Source organism: Caballeronia telluris (assembly GCF_001544495.1).
Taxonomy (GTDB): domain Bacteria; phylum Pseudomonadota; class Gammaproteobacteria; order Burkholderiales; family Burkholderiaceae; genus Caballeronia; species Caballeronia telluris.
In genome coordinates this window covers 59,873-80,390 of sequence record NZ_FCNZ02000026.1, presented here as the reverse complement: position 1 = coordinate 80,390, position 20,518 = coordinate 59,873, and the positions used below count along the sequence as shown (strand labels likewise).

Here is a 20,518-nt window from a genome sequence, read left to right as displayed (position 1 = left end):
GGAGAAGCCGTCGTGAAGATTCGCGTTTTGTCCGATTTGCATCTCGAAGCCGACGAACCCGTCGCGATTCCGTATGCCGAGGCGGATCTCGTCGTGCTCGCCGGCGACATCCACAATCACGCGGAAGGCGTGCGCTGGGCGGCGGAGAATTTCGATTCGCGCGTGCCCATCGTCTATGTGCCGGGCAATCACGAGTACTACGACGGCGAGTTCGGCGCGCTCGAAGTCGCGATGCAGGACGCCGCGCAAAGCGTGGACAACGTGCACTACCTGAACAACGCGACGCTCGTCGACCGCTACGGCAAATGGCGCGTGCTCGGCACGACGCTCTGGACCGACTTCGCGCTGTTCGGCTCGGGCGCGTCCCAGCTCGAAAAAGCGCAGGACGCCTGCGCGCGCGTGATGCTCGACTATCGCGGCGTGATCCAGATCGCGTGGCCCGAGCCCGACGGCGAACCGCGTTCGTTCGCGACGAGCGATTCGCTCGCGCTGCACGAACACGCGCGCGCCTGGCTCGAAAGCGAGCTCGCCAAGCCGTTCGACGGCCGGACGATCGTCGTCACGCATCATGCGCCGTTGCGGCAAAGCCTCGCGGAGAAATACGCGGAGGACGTGGTGTCGGCGGGCTTCGTCAATGACCTGCCCTCGCTCCTGCGCGCGCCTGTCGCGTTGTGGATTCACGGGCACACGCACACGGCGTTCGACTATACGGTCGAAGGCACGCGCGTCGTCTGCAATCCGCGCGGCTATATCGACCGGCGCACGCGCCAGCTCGAAAATCCGCATTTCGCGTGGGACAAGATCGTCGAAATCTGAGCGCCTGCAATGGCGCGGCACCGAGCAGCGGGAAGGATCAGCAATCAGCGGCACAACCGTTGGACCTAGCGGAGGAGCGCCATGTGCGGCCGAATCAGCCAGTACCGACTACCGATGCACTATGCACAACGCCTGCATCTGAGAAATCCGTTCGTGCTCGTCGATGCCGCCGACCGGCGGCCCGGCTACAACCTCTCGCCCGGCACGCATCCGCTCGCGATCTATCCCGACGAGACGATCCGCGCCGTGCACTGGGGCTATTGCCCGGCATGGGCGATCCAGAAGAAGCTCCCGCAGACGATCAACGCGCGCGTCGAGACCGCATCGACGAGCGCGTATTTCCGGGCGTTATGGAGAAAAGCGCGAATTTTGATTCCAGCGGACGGCTGGTTCGAATGGAAGACCGAGCTGGCGGACGAGCCGGCGCCCGGCGTGCGAGCCAGCGCGAAGCCGCCGAAGCAGCCCTACTTCATCCATCGCGCCGACGATGAACCGATGTTCCTCGCCGCCTTGACGAGCATCCAGACGGAAGACGACGCGCTCGTGCCCGGCGCCGGCTTCGTGATCGTGACGGCCACGGCGGACGAAGGGCTCGTCGATGTGCACGATCGCCGGCCGCTCGTGTTCGCACCGCACGCCGCGCGGCGCTGGCTCGACCCCGCGCTGCCTCCCGCCGAACTGGACGCGCTCGGCAAAGACGGCGGCGTGGCCGCGTCGGAATTCGTGTGGCACCGCGTGTCGGGCGACGTGAATCGCGCGGTCAACGACGAACCGCGCCTGATCGAACCGCTCGCGCCGCTCGAAAGCGGCGAATGACTCCGGGGCGCTCAGTAGTCGCGTGGACGCCGCACGTCGCTGCGCGACTCGATCCTGATCGGCACGAGACGCTTTTTCGCGGCATCGTCGCGATAGGCGCGCAACAGCTCGCGCGTGGCGGGCACGGCGATCAGCACGAGCAGCATCGCGAGAGCGAACATGAGTGGCGTATTCATCAGGCTTTCCCCGGTCGTGAGCGAGTGGACATGCGTCGAAAGTAACAAGATGCGGCCGAAATAAAAGTAAGCAAGTGTTGCGCCGCACACTATTGTTGTTACGGCGCAATGACAACAGAACTTGAGGGCTGCGCCGTCACGCGACGACGAATTCCTTCAGCGATTCGGCGTCCGCGGCGAGCGTCGCCGGCAGTTCGTCGCGCAGGAAATCGACCCACGTGCGGATTTTCGCGTCCAGATACTGGCGCGACGGATAGAGCGCGCAGACATTCAGTTCCTGCATCGTGTACTGCGGCAGCACGCGCACGATGGTCCCGGCCCGCAAAAGCGGCAGCGCCGAGGATGTCGGCAGCACGCCGAGCCCCATGCCCTCGCGGATCGCCACCGCCATCGCGTCGGCGACATTCACCGTGAACGTCGACGGCCCGAGGCTCACCGTTTCCTGACCGTTGGGGCCTTCGAAGATCCATTTGTCGGTGGGAAGCACCGGCGTGACGAGTTGCAGGCAGGTGTGGCGCACGAGATCGGAGAGCACGTGCGGAGTGCCGTGCTTCTCGATATACGCCGGCGAGGCGCATGCGATGCTGAACGCCGAGCCGAGCCGCTGCGACACGAGTCCCGAATCGGGCAGGTCGGACGCGAGCACGACCGAGACGTCGAACCCCTCGTCGAGCAAATCGGGCATGCGCTGCGCGAGCGTCAACTCGACCTGCACGGACGGATAGCGCGCCTGATAGCGCGAGATCATCGGCACGACATAGTGCTGGCCGAAACCTGTCATCGAATGCACCTTCAGCTTGCCGGACGGCCGCGCATGGGCGTCGCTGGCTTCGGCTTCGGCCTGATCGACGTAGGCGAGGATCTGCTCGCAGCGCTGCAGGTAGCGCTCGCCCGCCTCGGTGAGCGCGATGCGCCGCGTGGTGCGGTTCAGAAGCCGCGTGCGCAGGTGCGCTTCCAGATCGGAGACGGCCCGCGAGGCATACGCCGTGGTCGTATTCAAATGCTGCGCCGCCGCCGTGAAGCTCCCAGCCTCTACGACGCGCACGAAAACGCGCATGTTTTGTAGCGTATCCATACCGGCTTCCGTCGTCTTTATGTCTTGCTGTCGATTATTACATGATCGGCAATAGCGATTATCTCAACCGTCGTAAGGATGCTTTTCATTTTTACGGGTTATTCGCTAATTAGCGCAAAAATATAATAAGTGCCTCATGTCTAGTTCAGGAACGGGAGCCAATCGTGTCAGCGCCGGTATCGAGACGAGCCATCGCCATCGCGGCTCTTGCAGTTATCTTAACAATAGCCGGTTGCGCCAGCACGGGAAACGTCGCGCCCGAATCCACTCTCGATCAGGCCTCGACGCTCGACGCCGGTGCCGCCATCCGCGCCGCCGATGGCGAGGCCGGCTGGCCGTCGGAGCAATGGTGGCGCGCCTACGGCGATCCGCAGTTGAACGCCTGGGTCGAACGCGCGAACGCGGGCAGCCCGACGCTCGCGATGGCGGCCGCCCGCGTGCGTGAAGCGCGCGCGATGGCGGGCGTCGCGCGCTCGGCACTCGCGCCGCACGTCGACGGCTCGCTGTCCGTCACGCGCAAGGGCTGGCCGGAAAACGGCTACTACGGTCCGCCCACCTACAACGACACGACCACCTGGAACAACACCGCAGCCCTCTCGCTCTCTTACGACCTCGACCTGTGGGGCCGCAACGAGAACGCCACCGAACGCGCGCTCGACGCCGCGCATGTGCGCGCCGCCGACGCGCGCGCCGCGCAACTCGAGCTCGAAGCGAACGTGGTGCGGGCGTACATCGGCATGTCGCAGAGCTACGCGCTCTTCGACATCGCGCAGCAGACGCTCGAACAGCAGCAGAAGATCGTCGACCTCGCGCGCCGGCGCCTCGCGGGCGGTCTCGGCACGCAACTCGAAGTCAGCCAGGCCGAGACGCCGCTGCCCGAATACGAGCGTCAGGCCGACATCCAGAACGAAGCGATCGAACTCGCGCGCAACCAGCTCGCCGCGCTGGCGGGCGAAGGACCGGGCGCGGGCGCGTCGCTCGCGCGGCCGGTGCTCGCGCTCGGGCAGCCGCTCGGATTGCCGTCCGCGCTGCCGGCGGAACTCGTCGGACACCGGCCCGATGTCGTCGCCGCGCGCTGGATGGTGGCCGCGGAAGCCCGTGGCATCGACGTCGCGAAGGCCGAGTTCTATCCGAACGTGAACCTGCTCGCGTCGGTGAGCCAGATGGCCGCGGGCGGCGCCTTGCTTACTTTCCTCGGCGGTACCGGAACCGGTTTCAGCGCGGGCCCGGCGCTCACGCTGCCGATCTTCGAAGGCGGGCGGCTGCGCTCGCAGCTCGGCGCGGCATCGGCGCAATACGATCAGGCGGTCGAGCATTACAACGGCACGCTCGTCGGCGCGCTCAGGGAAATCGCCGATCAGGTCGTGCGCATGCGCTCGCTCGATTCGCAGCTGGAAGCGTCGGGACGCTCGGTCGCGGCGGCGAGCAAGAACTATCGGCTCGCGAACGAGGGCTATCGGCGCGGGCTTACCGACTATCTCAACGTGCTGATCGCGCAGACGCAACTCTTGCGCGCGCAGGACGGCGAGGCGCGCGTGCGCGCGGAGCGGCTCGCGGCCTACGCGTCGCTGCAGGCGGCGCTCGGCGGCGGGCTCGACGATCTGTCGAACGGTCCGGACGACAGCACGCTCGCACCGTCGAAGCATATCGGCCCGCTGCGCGGCCTGAGCGCCTCTCAGTAAGGCCACGCCGATGCCAAACGTCACCTCGCTTCGCAGCGCTATCGCTCACTGGGCGCAGACCGAAGGACTCGCCTGGATCTACATCTTCAAGGCCGTGCTCGCCGCGTTGCTGACGCTCTGGATCGCGATGCGCCTCGACATGCCGCAACCGCGCACCGCGATGACGACCGTCTTCGTCGTGATGCAGCCGCAAAGCGGCATGGTGCTCGCGAAAAGCTTCTACCGGTTTTGCGGAACGATAGTCGGGCTCGTCGTGATGCTCGTGCTCATCAGCCTCTTCTCGCAGCAGCCGGTGCTCTTCATCACGGCGACGTCGCTCTGGGTCGGCCTTTGCACGGCCGGCGCCGCGCGCAACCGCAACTTCCGCTCGTATGGCTTCGTGCTCGCGGGCTACACGGCCGCGTTGATCGGCATTCCGGCCGCGCAGCATCCCGACGGCGCGTTCCTCACGGCGCTCACGCGCGTCTCCGAGGTGTCGCTCGGCATCCTGTGCGCGGGCGCGGTGAGCGCGCTCGTCTTTCCGCAGCACGCCGGCGAGCAGATCAAGACCACGGTGCGCCGCCGCTTCAGCGGTTTCGTCGACTATGTGTGTCGCGCGCTGTCGGGCCGCATGGACCGCCCGCAGATCGAGGCGACCCACGCGGCGTTCGTCGCGGATATCGTCGGCTTCGAGGCCGCGCGCAGCGTCGCCGTATTCGAGCATCCCGAGACGCGCCTGAAAAGCGGGCGGCTCGCGCGGCTGAACAGCGAGTTCATGAGCGCATCGACGCGTTTTCATGCGCTGCATCAGCTGATGAACCGGCTGCGCGCGAATGGCTCGACCATTACCGTCGCCGCGCTCGAACCGTATTTTCATGAAGTCGCGCCGCGCCTGAACAAGTCGGGCGAACCGGTGATGAACGCCGCCGATGCCGCACACGCCGCAGCCCAACTCGCGGCCTTCAAGGCCGCGTTGCCCAGACGCATCCGCGCGACGCGCACGGAACTCGCCACGCAGCCCGACTTTGCGCTGCTCGAATTCGACACCGCGTCCGAGCTGCTCTACCGCTTTGTCGACGACCTGCTCGCGTATGCAGAGACTTACGCGTCGCTCGCGGTGCCGACGCACGAGCGCGAGCACTGGATCGCGCGTTACGTGCCGCGCACCAACCTGCTCGCGGCGAGCGTCGCCGGCGTGCGCACGGCGATCGTGATGCTCGCGCTCGGCGCGTTCTGGATCGCGACCGCGTGGCCGAGCGGCGGCACGATGGTCCTGAACGCGGCGGCGGTGTGCGCGCTCGCGTCGTCGTCGCCGAGGCCCACGCTGATGGCTTTCCAGATGGCGAGCGGCACGCTGCTCGCGATGCTCGCCGGGATGATCGTCGTGTTCGGGCTGTATCCGCGCATGGACGGCTTCCTGCTGCTGTCGGCGGCGCTCGTGCCGTTCCTGATGCTCGGCAGCTGGCTCAGCACGCGCCGCAACCTGATGGGCGTCGGCGTCGGCTACTGCATCTTCTTCTGCTTTCTCGCCGGCCCCGACAACCTCACGCACTACGATCCGACCGGCTTCATCAACGACGCGATCGCGCTCGTGCTGTCGATGCTCGTTTCCGCGATCGCCTTCGCCGTGCTGCTGCCCACCGACGCGCCGTGGCTTCGGCGCCTGCTCGTCGCCGATTTGCGGCGCGAAGTCGTGACGGGCTGCCGCGCGCGTCTGTCGGGATTCGCGGCGGGCTTCGGCTCGCGGCTTGCGACGCGCTTCGAAAGCCGCACGCGCGACCTGTTTTCGCAGATCAGCGCGCTCACGGCGAATCGTCCGGACGTGCAGCGCGACGCCTTGCAATGGCTCTTTTCCGTGCTCGAAGTCGGGCATGCGGTGATCGACCTGCGCGAGGAACTCGCCGCGTTCGGCAGCGAGATCGGCGACGCGCCGTGGCGCCGCTCCACCGCGACGACGCTCGGCGCCGTCGCGCGTCTCTTCGACAAACCCGATGCCAAGCGTTTCGGCGCCGCGCTCGGATCGACGTCGCATGCGATTGCGCAGTTGCAGGACCGGCTCGACGCCGAGCGTCCGCCGCGCGACGAGCGTCACCGGTTGCAGCGCATCCTGAGTCATCTGCATTTCATCCGCACCGCACTGCTCGACCCGCAATCGCCGCTCGATCCGTTCAACATCGAAAAAAACGATTCGCGCACCGCACCGCCGAACCTCGGAGTCCACCATGCCGCGTAGCATCGCGATCCTCGAAGCCTATGTGCCGACCATCCTGCTGCTGTTCGTCGCGGGCGCGTTTTTGACCTGGCTGATCGACCGCGGCCTCGCGCTGACGGGCCTCTATCGCGTCGTGTGGCACCCGTCGCTCTTTCGCGCGAGCCTGCTCGTGTGCGTCTGCGGGCTCATCGGTCTCGCCGTCTACGGCTAGGCGCATCCGTTCACCCAAGCTACAACGAGTCGCATCATGATCATTCGAAAAATCGTGGGTTTCATTCTGACGGCGGTGATATTCGCCGCCGCCATCCTCATAGGACGCGCGCTGTGGGTCCATTACATGGACGAGCCGTGGACGCGCGACGGCCGCGTGCGCGCGAACGTGATCAACGTCGCGCCGGACGTGTCGGGCGCGGTGGTGACGATGCCCGTCGCCGACAACCAGTTCGTGAAGAAGGGCGAACTGCTGATGGAAATCGATCCGGCGCATTACCGGATCGCCGTGCAGCAGGCGCAGGCGAACGTCGCCGCGCGCCAGGCCGAGTTGCGCATGCGCCGCGCCGACGCCGCCCGCCGCGCGGACATGGACAGCCTCGTCGTGTCGCGCGAGCAGCGCGAGAACGCGACGCAGGCGGCCTCGACCGCCGAGGCGCAGTTGCAGCAGGCGCAAGCCGCGCTCGATGCCGCGCAACTCAACCTCGAACGCACGAAGGTGGTTTCGCCGGTCGACGGCTATGTGACCAATCTGAACGTCTATCGCGGCGACTATGCGACGGCGGGGACGCCGAAGCTCGCCATCGTCGACAGCCATTCGTTCTGGGTCTATGGCTACTTCGAGGAAACGAAGCTGCCGCGCGTGCGCATCGGCGATCGGGCGGAGATGCGGCTCATGAGCGGCGGCGTGCTGAGGGGCCATGTGCAGAGCATCTCGCGCGGCATCTACGACCGCGACAATCCCGAGAGCCGCGAACTGCTCGCGGACGTGAACCCGACGTTCAACTGGGTGCGGCTCGCGCAGCGCGTGCCGGTGCGCATTCACATCGACGAGGTGCCGGCGGGGATGGTGCTGTCGGCAGGGACGACGTGTACGGTGGTGATCGGGGCGTCGGGTTGACGTTTGCCCGCTGTGCGCGTTACTTCGGCAGGTAGAATGAGTTCTCGACCTGGAATGGATGGAGCGCTTGATGGAACGTAAAAACATCGGCAGATTCGCGGCTGGCACGCTGCCCCCGCGCAAGATGATCGCGCCGAGTTCGGACAACACCGTCGATATGTCGACGCCCGAGGCAAGAGAGCGCGTCATGAAGGCGGTGCGCAAGGTGATCAGCACGCACAACGTCGCGATCAAGGAACTTGCGAAGCGCTGATGCTACTCGACGCCGATTACGTGAGAGCAGTGCACGACGAGATCCTCGCTCGCGAGGGAGGGCTCCCGGGGTTTGCTCACGCGGGCCCTGGCGGCGTCGAGGCAGTGCTGGCGAGAGTGGAAAATCATGCCCACTACGCCGGCCTCAACGACGTCTTCGGAATTGCCGCCATGTACGCCGTTGCCATTGCACGAGGTCACGTGTTCAACGACGGCAACAAGCGGACCGCGCTTGTCTGCGCATTGACCTATCTCGGACTGGAAAACTACGACCTGACTTCGACGCCGGAACTGGAAAACGAACTGGTGGAAGTCATGGTGTACGTGGCAGAAGGAAGCATCGAGCGCGACGACCTGGCTGACTACCTCGCCGCTGTATTCATGGCCCTGTAGTCGCGTCAAACAACAAGCCGTCCGCCTTCGAACCGGACGGCTTTTCGCGAAGCTCCCCGCCCTACTTCAACACCACCTTCACATCGAAGTACTTTGCGGCGAGCTTGTCGATCGTGCCGTCGTCCTTCAGCTCCTTCAGCGCCCGGTTGAGCGCATCCTTCAGCGCGCGATCGCTCTTACGCACGCCAAAGCCGACGCCCGCGCCGAGCAGCTTTTCATCCGAGACCGCCGGTCCCGCGAACGCGAAACCCGCACCCTGCGGCATCTTCAGAAAGCCCTTCGACGCTGCCTCGGCGTCCTGGAACGCGGCGTCGAGCCGACCCGAAGCCAGATCGGCGTAAATCTGGTCCTGCGCCTGATACGACTGGACGTCGACGCCCGCCGGCGCCCACTTCGCCTTCGCGTAAGTCTCCTGGATCGAGCCCTGCAGCACGCCGACATGCCGGCTCTTCAGGCTCTCTGCCGTCGGCAGGATATGGCTGCCCTTCTTCGCGACCAGCTGGTTCGGGATCGTGTAGATCGGGTCGGTGAAATCGATCGCCACGCGGCGCTTGTCGGTGATCGTCATGTCCGAATTGATGCCGTCGAACTTGCGCGCCTGCAGCGCCGGGATCAGTCCGTCGAACGAATTCTCGACCCACACGCACTTCACACTCAGCTTCGCGCAGACGGCGTTGCCCACGTCGATGTCGAAGCCGATCAGCTCGCCGGCCGGCGACTTCGATTCGAAAGGCGCATACGACGCCTCGACGCCGAAGCGAATTTCCTTCATGTCGGCGGCGTGCGCGCCGAGGGTGGGCAATGCAGCGGTGGCCGCGATCGCGAAAGCCGCGACCGTGCGATTCAGCGAGTACAGGGTGTTCAAATCGGTGTCCTCCAATGGGTGCTTCGTCTCTTTCGTTTTTTGTGCGGCGTATCTGGGTCAATGCCGGCCTGCACAGCATCGCCTCGCAAAAAGGCCGTTTCAAACGCACCGTATCGCGATGACGCATCGCAACAGACCGGCGGGCCGCGATTGTAGCGCGCCGGATACGCGCGCCGGCTTGCCGTGCGGCGAAGCAGCGCGAGTCGAGTCGTCTGGAGAAGGAGAAAAAACTGGCAAGCGAACGTCGCTCACGCGCAAGCGATACAGCGTGAGCAACGCGCTTTCAGGCGAGCGACAGAAGCGCCTCGTCGGTGGTGTCGACGACCATCAGGCCGGCGCGCAGCCCCGGCTTCACCTTCGGATTGGGAAACACGATGCGCTCTTCATCGTGCGTCACGCGATAGCGATACTCGCCGTCGCGCGCGAGTTCGGTCCCGGCGGGAAACGGCGTGAAATTCGGCACGTCACTCGCGACATCGAGCTGGAATGCATCGCTTAGCTTGTCGATCTGCCCGACGACGGTGAACACGCGCAACGGCCTCGCCGCATCGACGGCGGCTTCTCCCGCGATGAGCCGCCGCAACGCGCGGTCCGACGCGGCGAAGCGCGCGAGATCGTTCTGTCCGAACGGCCGCACCTTGCCGAGTTCGAGCGTGCACGACAGCGCGCCCGCCCGCTCGGCGGTGAAATGCGTGAACGTGTTCGACTTCTCGCGATGCAGCAGCACCGCTTCGAGATGCGCGTCGCGCAGCCTGTCGAACATCGCGCGCGACAGCGGCGCGCCCGTGTGCGGCAAGAGCGCGAACTGCTCGAAGACCGACGCGCGGATCGCCGTATGCATGTCGATGTGCCACTTCGGATGCGCGGTCTGCGGCGCGGCGGCGAAGAAGCCGAGCGCGGCGTCTTCGAGTTGCGCCGCGCGCGGCGCTTCGCGGCTCGCGGGCAACGCAAGATGACGGCCGTTGAAGAGCCGGTTGAGGTCGTCGTCGAGATAGCGGTCCGCTGCGCGCATCGCCGCGATGTTGCCGAGGATCACGAGCATGCGCGCGTTGAGCGCAACCGCGCCGCTCGCGATGTCGGCGACGAGCGTCGAGAGCATTTCGATCGGCGCGGTTTCGTCGCCGTGAATGCCCGCCGATGCGATCACGCTATGCGTCGCCGCGCCCGGCGGTTCGAGGCACACGACGCCGTCACCAAGCCACGTCCAGCGCACGCCCGAAGGCGCCGTGCCCTCCGACAACGCCGGCCGCTTGCCGGCCAGCACGAACGACAGCAGGTCGGCGAGCATCGCGCCTTCAGCGCTGGAAGTCATAGATGGCACCCAGTCCGAGGATCGTCGTGAGTTCGTCGAGCGCCGTGCGCGACTCGCCGAGCAGCTTCGGATCGGCGAGATCGGCCGGTGCGAGGTGGTCGCGGTAATGCGCGTCGATCCACGCATCGAGGCGCGCGAACAGCATGTCGTTCATCCACACGCCCGGGTTCACGGCCGCGCGCTCGGCGTCGTTCAGCACGACCCGCAGGCGCAGGCACGCCGGGCCGCCGCCATTTTTCATGCTCTCGCGCAAATCGAAGACGAGCACATCGTCGATCGGCGTCGAGCGGGTCGCGAGCGCATCGAGGTACTTCGCGACGCGCGCGTTCTCGCCGCACTCCTGCGGCACGACGAGCACCTGCCGCCCGTCCGGGCGCGTCAGCAACTGGCTGTTGAAGAGATACGACGACACCGCGTCCGCGACGCTCACTTCGTCCTCCGGCACTTCGATCGCCGTGAAACCGGCACCCTGCGCGTCGAGCTTCGCGCGCAGTTCGCGATAGACCTCCGGCTGATCGAGGAACGCGCGCTGATGGCAAAAGAGCGTCGTGCGATTGCCGACCGCGATCACGTCGTTGTGGAACACGCCCGCGTCGATCACGTCGGGAAGCTGCTGCGCGAACACCGTCGTCCGCTCGGAGAGACCGTGCAGGCGCGCGACCGCGCGGCTCGCCTCCAGCGTCTGGCGTGCCGGAAAGCGCTGCGGCTGTGGTCCCTGACTGTACTCGCTGCGTCCGTACACGAAGAACTCGACGCCCCGCGCGCCGTATTCGCTGCAAAAGCGCGTGTGGTTCGCGGCGCCCTCGTCGCCGAGCGCGGGCGTGCCGGGCAGCGCGTGATGAATCCGGAAGCGCGACTCGTCGGCGAAAATCGCGGCGAGCGAGCGGCGCGTTTCGCCGTGTTCGATCGCGCGATGCAGTTTGCTCGCCAGATTGGCCGGCGTGAAGTGAACGCGCTCGTCGGCCGTATCCGCCGAGGGGCTGACCGTCGCCGCGTTCGCCGTCCACATCGCGGAAGCCGAACTCGCCGCCGCGAGCAACTCGGGCGCTTCGCGCGCGGCGCGCTCGATCATGGTTTCGTCGCTGCCGGTGAAGCCGAGTTCGCGCAGGAGTTTCAGCGACGGCCGTTCGAGCGGCGGCAAGACGCCCTGATGAAAGCCGAGGTCCGCGAGCTGCTTCATCTTGCGCAAGCCCTGCTTCGCCGCGGCCTTCGGATTCGCCACCGACTTCTCGTTGTTGCGCGACGCGACGTTGCCGAACGACAGCCCCGCGTAGTTGTGCGTCGGGCCGACGAGCCCGTCGAAGTTCGCTTCGAATGCTTGCATCATGAGTCCTTCGCGCGATTATTTGAATTCGAGTCCGGGCGACACGCTCGCCGGCATCTGCAACTGCGCGCTTTCGACCGACGCCATCGGATACGAGCAGTAGTCGGCCGCGTAGTACGCGCTCGGCCGCTGGTTGCCCGAGCGTCCGACGCCGCCGAACGGCGCCGCCGACGACGCGCCATTGGTCGGCCGGTTCCAGTTGACGATGCCCGCGCGGATCGTGCGCTGGAAGTGCGTCCAGGCGGATTCGTCGTCGGCGAGCAGGCCGGCGGACAGGCCGAAGGCCGTATCGTTCGCGCGCTCGATCGCTTCGTCGAACGTCGCGCAGCGCGTGACCTGCACCATCGGGCCGAAGTGTTCTTCGTCGGGGAGGTTGCGGGCACTCGTCACGTCGAGGATCGCCGGCGACACGAGTCCGAGTCGCGCGTCGCGCTGCGTCATTTCGAGCACTGGCTTCGCGCCCATTTCGATCAGTTGCGTTTGCGCCGCGACGAGCTTCGCCGCGGCGCGCGCCGAGACGACCGCGCCCATGAACGGCTGCGGATCGGCATCGAAGGCGCCGTAGCGGATCTTCGACGTCACGTCGGTCAGGCGTGCCATGAAGCGCTCGCCGAATGCATCGTCGGGGACGAAGAGGCGTCGCGCGCACGTGCAGCGCTGCCCCGCCGACAAAAACGCCGACTGGATCGTATGATGCACGGCGGCGTCGATGTCCTCGACCGGCGCGACGACGAGCGGATTATTGCCGCCCATCTCCAGCGCGAGCACGATCTCCGGCCGGCCGCCGAACTGCCGGTGCAGGAGCGTGCCCGTGTCCGAGCTGCCGGTGAAAAAGAGGCCGTCGATCTGCCGGTGATTCGCGAGCGCGACGCCAGTATCCTTTTCGCCTTGAACGAGGTTCAGCACGCCCGCGGGAAGCCCCGCCTGCGCCCACAGCGCGACGGTCGCCGCGGCCACGCCCGGCGCGAGTTCCGAGGGCTTGAACACCACGGCGTTGCCCGCGATCAGCGCCGGCACGATGTGTCCGTTCGGCAAGTGCCCGGGGAAGTTGTACGGCCCGAACACCGCGACGACGCCGTGCGGCCGGTGACGCAACACCGCGACGCCATCGGCCATCGGAGCGCGCTTCTCGCCCGTGCGCTCGTGGTAGGCCTGCACGGAGATATCGACCTTCGCGGCCATCGATGCCACTTCGGTGCGTGCTTCCCACAGCGGCTTGCCGGTCTCGCGGCCGATCGCATGCGCGAGGTCTTCCTTGTTGTCGTTGAGGAGCGTCGCGAAACGTTTCGCAACGCTGACGCGCTCGTCGAACGGCAACGCCGACCACGAAGCGAACGCGCGCCGCGCGGCGCCGACGGCGCGATCGACATCGGCTGCGTCGGCGCTACGGCCTTCCCACGCGAGTTCGTCGGTCGCCGGATTGCGCGACGCGAACGGCGCGCCCTTCCCTTCGATCCATGCGCCGTCGATATAAAGCTGATTGGAGAGTGTCATCGTAAGTCCTTGATAGCGTCAGGCGGCGGTCTTCGCGCGCGGTGGCGATGCGAGCACGCGCACGGTGTCGCCTTCCTTCACGCGCAACGCGGCGGCTTCGTCGGCCGTCAAGAGGAACGCGCCGTCGTCCGGCACGCCCGAGGTCGCGCCGACACGAAAATCGTCCAGCGACGTATTCGATACGAGGCTGCGCGCGTCGCCCTCGCCGTGTCGCTCGCCGATGCGCACCTGCGCGAGCACGCTCTCGCGTACCGTGCGCAAGTCGGTGATGTGGCATTCGAGCACCGGGCCGGCATCGAAGATGTCGACGTGATTCTCGTAGCGCAACCCTTCCGCTTCGAGCATCTTGCGCGCGGGCGCGGTGTCGCGATGCGTCACGCCGACCACCTGCTGGGCCGCTTCCGGCAGCAGGTCGAGATACACCGGATAGCGCGGCATCAATTCGGCGAGGAAAGACTTCTTGCCGTGCGAGCTGAGATAGTCGGCTTCGTTGAAACCGATCTGGTAGAAGTGCGAGCCGACCGCGTTCCAGAACGGCGACTCCATGCTGTCGTCGAAATGGCCGCGCAGTTCGGCACACAGGCGCTGCGGAAAGCGTTCGCGGAACTGCGCGATGAACATGAAGCGCGAGCGCGACAACAGGCCGCCTACCCCTGCCGTGCGATAGCGCGGGCTTAAGAACAGCGAACACACTTCGGCGTAACCGGTCAGGTCGTGCGAGATGTTGAGCAGCGACATCTTCGTCCACACGCCGAGATCGCGGCTCGCGTGCACGACCGTCGAGACGCGGTAGTTGTAGAACGGCTGCTCGAGGCCGACTTCCGTTTCGATGCCGCACACGCCCGCGATATCGCCCGTCGCGGTATCTTCCATCGCGAACAAGTAGCCGGCTTCATACGGCTCGGCCGCGTCGGCGAGCGTGCGGCGCGCGCGATCGACGCGCGCGGCGAGCGCGTCGCGGTCGGGCTTGAAGGTGGTGAGTCCGGGACCCGTCTCGCGGGCGAGCGCGACGAGCGCATCCACGTCCCCGGGCTGCACAGAGCGCACGACGATCATTGCAGTTCTCCCGAGGCCAGATGCAAAGGCACGCAACGCACCGTGTCCTTTTCCGTCACGCCGAGCGTCTCGCGCATCGGCGCGGTGAGCGTGGCGCCGTCCGCGCGCGTCGGCGGCAGCGCGGCAAGCGCGCAGCGAAACGAATGCGCGCCGCCCGCCGCCACGAGATACGGCGTGCCGGCAGGTGCCGCGCCGTCGTACACCGTGCGCAGCTCGTTGGTCGTGACCGAGGCGCTGCGTTCCACGGCAATCGTCAGGACCGGACCGGCGTCGAAGATGTCGACGAAACGATCCGGCTCGAAGCCCTCCTCCAGATGGATGTCGTAGGCGAGGAGCGCTTCCTCGTCCGGCTCGCCGAGCACGCGCTGCGCTTCGGCCGGCAAAAGCGGCACATAGAGCGGATAGCTCGGCATCACTTCCGCGATGAACGTGCGGCTGCGCCCGCCCGACTCCAGCTCGACCTGCTCGAAGTCGCGCCCGAAGAACTTGCGCCCGACCGCTTCCCAGAACGGCGACACGCCCGCGTCGTCGGTCACGCCGAGCATCAGCGAGAACACTTCGTCCGAGAAGCGCTTGCGGTTCGCCGCGATGTACAGCATGCGTGCACGCGAAAGCAGATGCGCGGCGGCGTCGTTGCCCGCTTCGTCGCGCAGAGCCGGGTCGATGTAGAAGCCGGTCAGCCGGCTCTTGCCGGTGAGTTCGTGCGACATCGTGAGCGCGTGGATCTTGCGGTTCACCTTCAGTTCGCGCGACGCGTGGATCAGCGCGTCGTTGCGAAACGCGTAGAACGGCTCCGAATAGCCCGCCGACGCCACGATGCTCGACGTGCCGAAGAGCGCGCCCGTCTCCGACTCTTCCAGCACGAAGAGATAGAACTCCTCGCCCGCAAAGTCGACTTCGGCGCGAAACGAATCCTCGGAAAGCGCGACACGCGTTTCGAGCGCTTGCCGATCACGCGGCAGCGAATGCAGCACGGGATGCGCCGCGCGCGCCATCCGTTCGAGCGCGTCGAGATCGGAGAGTCTTGCCGGTCGGACGAATAGCATCATCGGTTCCAGTGTCGGGGGTTCGGAATCAGCGCGCCGCAACGGCTTCGCCGACCACTTCGGCGATCGCTTTTTCGATGCGCGCGAAGCCTTCGTCGAGATCGGCCATCGGCATCACGAGCGACGGCGCGAAGCGCAGCACGTTCGGCCCCGCGATCAGCATGATCACACCGTTTGCCGCGGCCGCGTTGAGCACGTCCTTCGCGCGGTCCTTGTAGGCGTCGGCGAGTTCCGCGCCGATCAAAAGACCCTTGCCGCGAATCTCCTTGAAGAGACCAAAACGCTCGTTGATGCGCGCAAGATGCGCCTTGATCGCTTCGCTGCGCTCGCCGACGCCCTCGAGCAGTGTCGGGTCGCTGATCAGCTCGACCACCTTCTCCGCGATCGACGCACCGAGCGGATTGCCGCCGTAAGTCGTGCCGTGGACGCCGACCTTGAAGTGCGCGGCGATTTCATCGGTCGTCAGCATGGCGCCGATCGGGAAGCCGTTGCCGAGCGCCTTTGCGGTCGTGAGGATGTCGGGCGTGACGCCGTACTGCATGTACGCGTAGAGCGAGCCCGTGCGGCCGACGCCGGTCTGCACTTCGTCGAAGATGAGGAGTGCGCCGTGCTTGTCGCAGGCTTCGCGCAGGCCTTCGAGGAACGCGGGATCGGCGGGCAGCACGCCGCCCTCGCCCTGGATCGGCTCGACGATGACCGCGCAGGTGTTCGCGCCGATCGCATCGAGCGCTGTCGGGAGGTCGTTGTACGGCAGGTGACGGATGCCCGCCGGCTGCGGGCCGAAGCCTTCCGCGTATTTCGGCTGGCCGCCGACGCTGACGGTAAAGAACGTGCGGCCGTGGAACGACTGCGTGAACGAGATGATCTCGATCTTCTCGGGGCCGAACTTTTCGATGGCGTAGCGGCGCGCGAGCTTGAGCGCGGCTTCGTTCGCTTCGGCGCCGGAATTCGCGAAGAAGGCGCGGTCGGCGAAGGTCGCCTCGGTCAGGCGTTTGGCGAGGCGCAGGACCGGTTCGTTGGTGTAGCCGTTGCCGATGTGCCAGAGCTTGTCGCCCTGGTCGTGGAGCACTTTTAGCAGCTCGGGATGCGCGTGGCCGAGCGCCGTAACCGCGATGCCGCCGGCGAAGTCGATGTAGTCGCGGCCTTCCGTGTCCCAGATGTGCGAGCCGCGTGCGCGATCGGGCACGAAATTCGCCGGCGCGAATACCGGGACCATCACTTCGTCGAAAGTGCCACGCGTTACGTTGATGTCGGTCATGAGTCCACTCCTTGGGTCGGTTTTTGCTGTGCCGCTGCGTTATCAACCATATTAGGTAATCGCGGCGGCGGCGTCTTGCGTGTACGCGACATGGTTCTGGGTTGGGCGCTGGCGCTCGGGTGGGGGTTGAGGTTGGGGTTCAACGCCGTTTGATGTTTCTGCGCTTCTGTGGAACTTGTCTTCGCATCGGTCTATGAGCTCTGCCCCTCACCGACCCTCGATCATGGCCCCACCGCGCGGCTCGACCGCGCCCTCCGTGCGGTGCTTCTCGATCCAGTTGCGCCGCTCCTCGCGAGGCGTCACCCCAAACCGGTCGCGATACGCATTGGAAAAGTGCGCCGCCGACGCAAATCCGCACGCGAGGCTGATCTGCACGACCGACTTGCTCGTGCGCTGCAACTGCGTGCGCGCCTTGGAAAGCCGCAGGTTGAGGTAATACTTCGACGGCATCGAACCGAGATACTGCCGGAAGAGCCGCTCCAACTGCCGCCGCGAAATCCCGACGAGCCCGGCAATCTCATCCGTCGCAAGCGGATCTTCGATATTCGCTTCCATCAGTTGCAACGCATCGTTCAGCCGCGGATGACGCTCGCCGGGCGCGGTCACGAACGGAATCCGCTGCCGCTCCTCGCCCGCGCGCAGTACGCCGACGCCCATCGAATCCGCAATGCGCTCCGCAAGATCGCGGCCATGATCGCGCGCGACCATCGCGAGCATGAAGTCGACGGTGGATTGCCCGCCCGCACAGGTCGCGCGGTCGCGGTCGATCTCGAAGATCTGCTGCGTCACGATCGTGCGCTCGAACTGCTCGGCGAACTGCTGGTACGTCTCCCAGTTCACCGCGACGCGATACGCGCTCAGTTGCCCCGCCATCGCGAGCCACCACACGCCATGATGGATGCCGCTCACGAGCGGCGTGCGCGTCGCCACGCGCGCGAGGCTCGCGAGAAACAGCCGGTAGTCGGCGAATTGCTGGTAACGCTCGGACACGACGATCAGCCAGTCGCACTGGATGGCGTCGCCGAAAGCGGCGTCGGCGGGAAGCTGCGCGCCGCCCGAAAGCGGCACCGGGCGGCCGTCCCAGGAACAGACGCGCCAGTCGTAAAGACGATGGCCGTCGATCTCGTTGGCAAGAGTCAGGCTGTCGACGATCGGCCCGATGGCGCTCATCGAACACGGCGGCAACGCGACGATCGCGACCGTGAGCGGTCTCGACACCGTGGCGGGACTGACGCTCACCGGTTACTTCAGACTGCCGGACAGGAACTGCCTGAGCCGTTCGCTCTTGGGCGAACTCAGCACCTCGGCCGGCGCGCCCTCTTCCTCGGTGCGCCCCTGATGCAGGAACATCACGTGATTCGACACGTTGCGCGCAAACCCCATCTCGTGCGTCACGACGATCATCGTGCGCCCTTCTTCCGCGAGCTTCTGCATCACCTTCAGCACTTCGCCGACGAGTTCCGGATCGAGCGCGGACGTGGGTTCGTCGAAGAGCATCACGTCGGGATGCATCGCGAGCGCGCGGGCGATCGCGACGCGCTGCTGCTGTCCGCCCGACAGATGCGACGGATACTGCTTCTCCATGCGCGGCGCGAGGCCGACCTTCTCCAGATACGTGCGCGCGCGGTCCTCGGCTTCCTTCTTCGACAGGCCGAGCACGTGCATCGGCGCTTCCATCACGTTCTCGATGGCCGTCATGTGCGACCACAGGTTGAAGTGCTGGAACACCATCGCGAGCTTGGTGCGCACGCGCTGCAACTGCTTGTGATCGGCGACGTCGAGATTGCCCGCGCGATCGGGCTTCGTGCGCACGGCCTCGCCATCGACGATGATCTGCCCCGCGTTCGGCCGCTCCAGGAAATTGATGCAGCGCAGGAACGTGCTCTTGCCCGAGCCGCTTGCGCCGATGATGCTGATCACGTCGCCCGCGCGCGCCGCGAGCGAGACGCCCTTGAGCACTTCGTTGTCGCCGTAGCGCTTGTGAATGTCTTCTGCCACGAGCTTCGTCGCGGCGTCCTTGGCGGTTGGCTCCAACTCGTTCTCCCGGGTGATGACTGGTCAATGCAACGCGATTCTAGCCGCTGAAGCTCAGCGGCGGCCGGCGCCGAGATAGCCGAGCCAGCGCTTCTCCGCCTTCCTGAACGCGGCCACGAGCGCGAACGAAATCGCGAGATACATCAGCGCGGCGATCCCGAACGATTCGAACGACTGGTACGTCGCCGAATTCGCATCGCGCGCGACCTTCAGGATGTCCGGCACGGTCGCCGTGAACGCGACGGTCGTGGCGTGCAGCATCAGAATGACCTCGTTGCTATAGAGAGGCAAGGCGCGGCGCAGCGCGGACGGCAGGATCACGCGCCGGTACATCGTGAACGTGCCCATGCCGTAGGCACGGGCCGCTTCGACTTCGCCGTGGGGAATCGCGCGGATCGCGCCCGCGAAGATTTCGGTCGTGTAGGCGCAGGTGTTGAGCGCGAACGCGAGGATCGCGCAGTTGAAGCCGCTGCGAAAGAACGCCTCCAGGAGCGATTGCGTGCGCACGAATTCAAGACTGTACACGCCGGTGTAGAGCAGGAGCAGTTGCACGTAGAGCGGCGTGCCGCGAAAGACATACGTGTAGAGACGCACCGGCGTGGAAAGCCAGCGGTTCTTCGACACCCGCGCGCACGCGAGCGGCACCGCCGCGGCAAAGCCGAGCGCGATCGACGCCGCGAGGAGCCACAGCGTGACGGCGAGGCCGGACGCGCGCAGGCCATCGGAATAGAGAAACGGACGCCAGTATTCGGCGAAGATCTGGATCATGGCCGGTGCTCCGGATTAAAGGTCGGCGTGGCGAACGCCCGTCGAATAGCGGCGTTCGAGCAGCATCAGCACGACGTTCGAGGCGGTCGTGATCGCGAGATAAGCGGCCGCCGCGACGAGGATGAAGAAGAACATGTTGAACGTGCTCTTGCCCGCGTCCTGCGCGGCCTTGACGATATCGGCGAGACCGATGATCGACACGAGCGCCGTCGCCTTGACGAGCACCTGCCAGTTATTGCCGATGCCCGGCAGCGCGAAGCGCATCATCTGCGGAAACAGGATGCGGCCGAACACGCGCATGCCGCTCATGCCGTACGCGCTGCCGGCTTCCAGCTGTCCGCGCGGCACGGCGAGAAACGCACCGCGGAAGGTTTCGGTGAAATAGGCGCCGTAGATGAACCCGAGCGTGAGCACGCCCGCCGTGAAGGGATCGATGTCGAACTGGTCGAGGCCGAACGCGTCGGTCAGGTTGTTCACCGCGATCTGGATGCTGTAGAAGAGCAGCAGCATCAGCACGAGATCGGGAACCGAGCGGATGAGCGTCGTGTAGCCCGTGGCGATCGCGCGCAACACACCGTGGCGCGACAGTTTCGCCGACGCGCCCAGCAACCCGAGCACGACCGATACCGCGAGGGAAAGCACCGCGAGCGCGATGGTCTGTCTGGCGCCCGCGAGCAGCAGCGGGCCGTAGCCGTATAGGAACACTTGCGTCTCCGTCTGATTTTCGAATCGGCATCGTCTGGATCTCACCGGCAAATTCGTGAGATCCCGCGATTGGCGCCGATACTCGCAAGCGAAAATCAATTGCTCAAATGCGACGGGACAGGTTTATTGCATTGCAGCATGACA

At 66.0% G+C, this 20,518-nt stretch carries 21 protein-coding genes; 8 read left to right on the top strand and 13 right to left on the bottom strand.

The window, feature by feature from the left end:
- Positions 1-12: 12 nt before the first annotated feature.
- Together AWB66_RS26245 and AWB66_RS26240 are read left to right on the top strand one after the other, a co-directional pair.
- The gene (locus AWB66_RS26245; protein WP_087632995.1) at positions 13-816 is read left to right on the top strand and encodes a metallophosphoesterase; all 804 of its coding nucleotides are present in this window, start codon (positions 13-15) and stop codon (positions 814-816) included.
- A gap of 81 nt (positions 817-897) precedes the next feature.
- Positions 898-1,632 (top strand): SOS response-associated peptidase, encoded by a 735-nt coding sequence (locus AWB66_RS26240; protein WP_087632994.1) that lies wholly within the window; start codon positions 898-900, stop codon positions 1,630-1,632.
- Positions 1,633-1,643: 11 nt separating this feature from the next.
- Here the strand turns inward: AWB66_RS26240 and AWB66_RS33775 are convergent, their stop codons facing one another.
- Both AWB66_RS33775 and AWB66_RS26235 read right to left on the bottom strand, forming a co-directional pair.
- A complete protein-coding gene (locus AWB66_RS33775) occupies positions 1,644-1,808 on the bottom strand; it encodes a hypothetical protein (RefSeq protein WP_159462943.1) in 165 nt (54 codons plus the stop codon).
- Positions 1,809-1,944: 136 nt separating this feature from the next.
- Entirely contained in the window at positions 1,945-2,883 is a 939-nt protein-coding gene (locus AWB66_RS26235) for a LysR family transcriptional regulator (RefSeq protein ID WP_087632993.1), read from the bottom strand.
- 164 nt (positions 2,884-3,047) lie between these two features.
- Here AWB66_RS26235 and AWB66_RS26230 point away from each other — a divergent pair, with 164 nt between their 5' ends.
- The 6 genes from AWB66_RS26230 to AWB66_RS26205 all read left to right on the top strand — a co-directional run bounded on the left by AWB66_RS26230 (position 3,048) and on the right by AWB66_RS26205 (position 8,512).
- Positions 3,048-4,565, top strand: a complete 1,518-nt coding sequence (locus AWB66_RS26230) for an efflux transporter outer membrane subunit (RefSeq protein ID WP_087632992.1) — start codon at positions 3,048-3,050, stop codon at positions 4,563-4,565.
- A gap of 10 nt (positions 4,566-4,575) precedes the next feature.
- The gene (locus tag AWB66_RS26225) at positions 4,576-6,777 is read left to right on the top strand and encodes an FUSC family protein (RefSeq protein WP_087632991.1); all 2,202 of its coding nucleotides are present in this window, start codon (positions 4,576-4,578) and stop codon (positions 6,775-6,777) included.
- Positions 6,767-6,967: a DUF1656 domain-containing protein gene (locus AWB66_RS26220; RefSeq protein WP_062639663.1), complete on the top strand. Its 201-nt coding sequence runs from the start codon at positions 6,767-6,769 to the stop codon at positions 6,965-6,967. The genes AWB66_RS26225 and AWB66_RS26220 overlap by 11 nt, the downstream gene beginning before the upstream one ends.
- Before the next feature lie 36 nt (positions 6,968-7,003).
- Positions 7,004-7,867 (top strand): efflux RND transporter periplasmic adaptor subunit, encoded by an 864-nt coding sequence (locus AWB66_RS26215; protein ID WP_087632990.1) that lies wholly within the window; start codon positions 7,004-7,006, stop codon positions 7,865-7,867.
- Positions 7,868-7,937: 70 nt separating this feature from the next.
- The gene (locus AWB66_RS26210; RefSeq protein ID WP_087632989.1) at positions 7,938-8,120 is read left to right on the top strand and encodes a hypothetical protein; all 183 of its coding nucleotides are present in this window, start codon (positions 7,938-7,940) and stop codon (positions 8,118-8,120) included.
- On the top strand, positions 8,120-8,512 hold the full coding sequence (locus AWB66_RS26205; protein WP_087632988.1) for a type II toxin-antitoxin system death-on-curing family toxin: 393 nt from the start codon (positions 8,120-8,122) through the stop codon (positions 8,510-8,512). Before AWB66_RS26210 ends, AWB66_RS26205 begins: the two co-directional genes overlap by 1 nt.
- A gap of 61 nt (positions 8,513-8,573) precedes the next feature.
- Here the strand turns inward: AWB66_RS26205 and AWB66_RS26200 are convergent, their stop codons facing one another.
- From AWB66_RS26200 to AWB66_RS26150, 11 genes are all read right to left on the bottom strand, one after another.
- Complete coding sequence (locus AWB66_RS26200; protein WP_200819068.1) at positions 8,574-9,359, bottom strand: ABC transporter substrate-binding protein; 786 nt, start codon at positions 9,357-9,359, stop codon at positions 8,574-8,576.
- A gap of 301 nt (positions 9,360-9,660) precedes the next feature.
- Positions 9,661-10,689 (bottom strand): succinylglutamate desuccinylase, encoded by a 1,029-nt coding sequence (gene astE / locus AWB66_RS26195; protein WP_087632987.1) that lies wholly within the window; start codon positions 10,687-10,689, stop codon positions 9,661-9,663.
- Positions 10,673-12,013, bottom strand: a complete 1,341-nt coding sequence (gene astB, locus AWB66_RS26190) for an N-succinylarginine dihydrolase (protein ID WP_087633015.1) — start codon at positions 12,011-12,013, stop codon at positions 10,673-10,675. The genes astE and astB overlap by 17 nt, the downstream gene beginning before the upstream one ends.
- A gap of 18 nt (positions 12,014-12,031) precedes the next feature.
- On the bottom strand, positions 12,032-13,507 hold the full coding sequence (gene astD / locus AWB66_RS26185) for a succinylglutamate-semialdehyde dehydrogenase (protein ID WP_087632986.1): 1,476 nt from the start codon (positions 13,505-13,507) through the stop codon (positions 12,032-12,034).
- Between the two features lie 18 nt (positions 13,508-13,525).
- Entirely contained in the window at positions 13,526-14,563 is a 1,038-nt protein-coding gene (gene astA / locus AWB66_RS26180) for an arginine N-succinyltransferase (protein ID WP_087632985.1), read from the bottom strand.
- Positions 14,560-15,609 (bottom strand): arginine/ornithine succinyltransferase subunit alpha, encoded by a 1,050-nt coding sequence (gene aruF, locus AWB66_RS26175; protein WP_087633014.1) that lies wholly within the window; start codon positions 15,607-15,609, stop codon positions 14,560-14,562. Before aruF ends, astA begins: the two co-directional genes overlap by 4 nt.
- 28 nt (positions 15,610-15,637) lie before the next feature.
- Positions 15,638-16,867 (bottom strand): aspartate aminotransferase family protein, encoded by a 1,230-nt coding sequence (locus AWB66_RS26170; protein WP_087632984.1) that lies wholly within the window; start codon positions 16,865-16,867, stop codon positions 15,638-15,640.
- 207 nt (positions 16,868-17,074) lie between these two features.
- Entirely contained in the window at positions 17,075-18,037 is a 963-nt protein-coding gene (locus tag AWB66_RS26165) for a GlxA family transcriptional regulator (protein WP_087633013.1), read from the bottom strand.
- Positions 18,038-18,109: 72 nt separating this feature from the next.
- On the bottom strand, positions 18,110-18,901 hold the full coding sequence (locus tag AWB66_RS26160; RefSeq protein WP_087632983.1) for an ABC transporter ATP-binding protein: 792 nt from the start codon (positions 18,899-18,901) through the stop codon (positions 18,110-18,112).
- 54 nt (positions 18,902-18,955) lie between these two features.
- The gene (locus tag AWB66_RS26155; protein WP_087632982.1) at positions 18,956-19,669 is read right to left on the bottom strand and encodes an ABC transporter permease; all 714 of its coding nucleotides are present in this window, start codon (positions 19,667-19,669) and stop codon (positions 18,956-18,958) included.
- Between the two features lie 15 nt (positions 19,670-19,684).
- Positions 19,685-20,374 carry an ABC transporter permease gene (locus AWB66_RS26150; RefSeq protein ID WP_087632981.1) on the bottom strand — a complete coding sequence of 230 codons (690 nt, stop codon included), beginning with the start codon at positions 20,372-20,374 and terminating at the stop codon, positions 19,685-19,687.
- Positions 20,375-20,518: the final 144 nt, after the last annotated feature.

Bases quoted from the DNA above. Each gene is read 5' to 3' on its own strand.
- AWB66_RS26240 (WP_087632994.1), top strand. From the start codon at position 898: ATGTGCGGCCGAATCAGCCAGTACCGACTACCGATGCACTATGCACAA.
- AWB66_RS33775 (WP_159462943.1), bottom strand. From the start codon at position 1,808: ATGAATACGCCACTCATGTTCGCTCTCGCGATGCTGCTCGTGCTGATC.
- AWB66_RS26235 (WP_087632993.1), bottom strand. From the start codon at position 2,883: ATGGATACGCTACAAAACATGCGCGTTTTCGTGCGCGTCGTAGAGGCT.
- AWB66_RS26225 (WP_087632991.1), top strand. From the start codon at position 4,576: ATGCCAAACGTCACCTCGCTTCGCAGCGCTATCGCTCACTGGGCGCAG.
- AWB66_RS26220 (WP_062639663.1), top strand. From the start codon at position 6,767: ATGCCGCGTAGCATCGCGATCCTCGAAGCCTATGTGCCGACCATCCTG.
- AWB66_RS26215 (WP_087632990.1), top strand. From the start codon at position 7,004: ATGATCATTCGAAAAATCGTGGGTTTCATTCTGACGGCGGTGATATTC.
- AWB66_RS26210 (WP_087632989.1), top strand. From the start codon at position 7,938: ATGGAACGTAAAAACATCGGCAGATTCGCGGCTGGCACGCTGCCCCCG.
- AWB66_RS26205 (WP_087632988.1), top strand. From the start codon at position 8,120: ATGCTACTCGACGCCGATTACGTGAGAGCAGTGCACGACGAGATCCTC.
- astE (WP_087632987.1), bottom strand. From the start codon at position 10,689: ATGACTTCCAGCGCTGAAGGCGCGATGCTCGCCGACCTGCTGTCGTTC.
- astB (WP_087633015.1), bottom strand. From the start codon at position 12,013: ATGCAAGCATTCGAAGCGAACTTCGACGGGCTCGTCGGCCCGACGCAC.
- astD (WP_087632986.1), bottom strand. From the start codon at position 13,507: ATGACACTCTCCAATCAGCTTTATATCGACGGCGCATGGATCGAAGGG.
- astA (WP_087632985.1), bottom strand. From the start codon at position 14,563: ATGATCGTCGTGCGCTCTGTGCAGCCCGGGGACGTGGATGCGCTCGTC.
- aruF (WP_087633014.1), bottom strand. From the start codon at position 15,609: ATGCTATTCGTCCGACCGGCAAGACTCTCCGATCTCGACGCGCTCGAA.
- AWB66_RS26170 (WP_087632984.1), bottom strand. From the start codon at position 16,867: ATGACCGACATCAACGTAACGCGTGGCACTTTCGACGAAGTGATGGTC.
- AWB66_RS26165 (WP_087633013.1), bottom strand. From the start codon at position 18,037: ATGAGCGCCATCGGGCCGATCGTCGACAGCCTGACTCTTGCCAACGAG.
- AWB66_RS26155 (WP_087632982.1), bottom strand. From the start codon at position 19,669: ATGATCCAGATCTTCGCCGAATACTGGCGTCCGTTTCTCTATTCCGAT.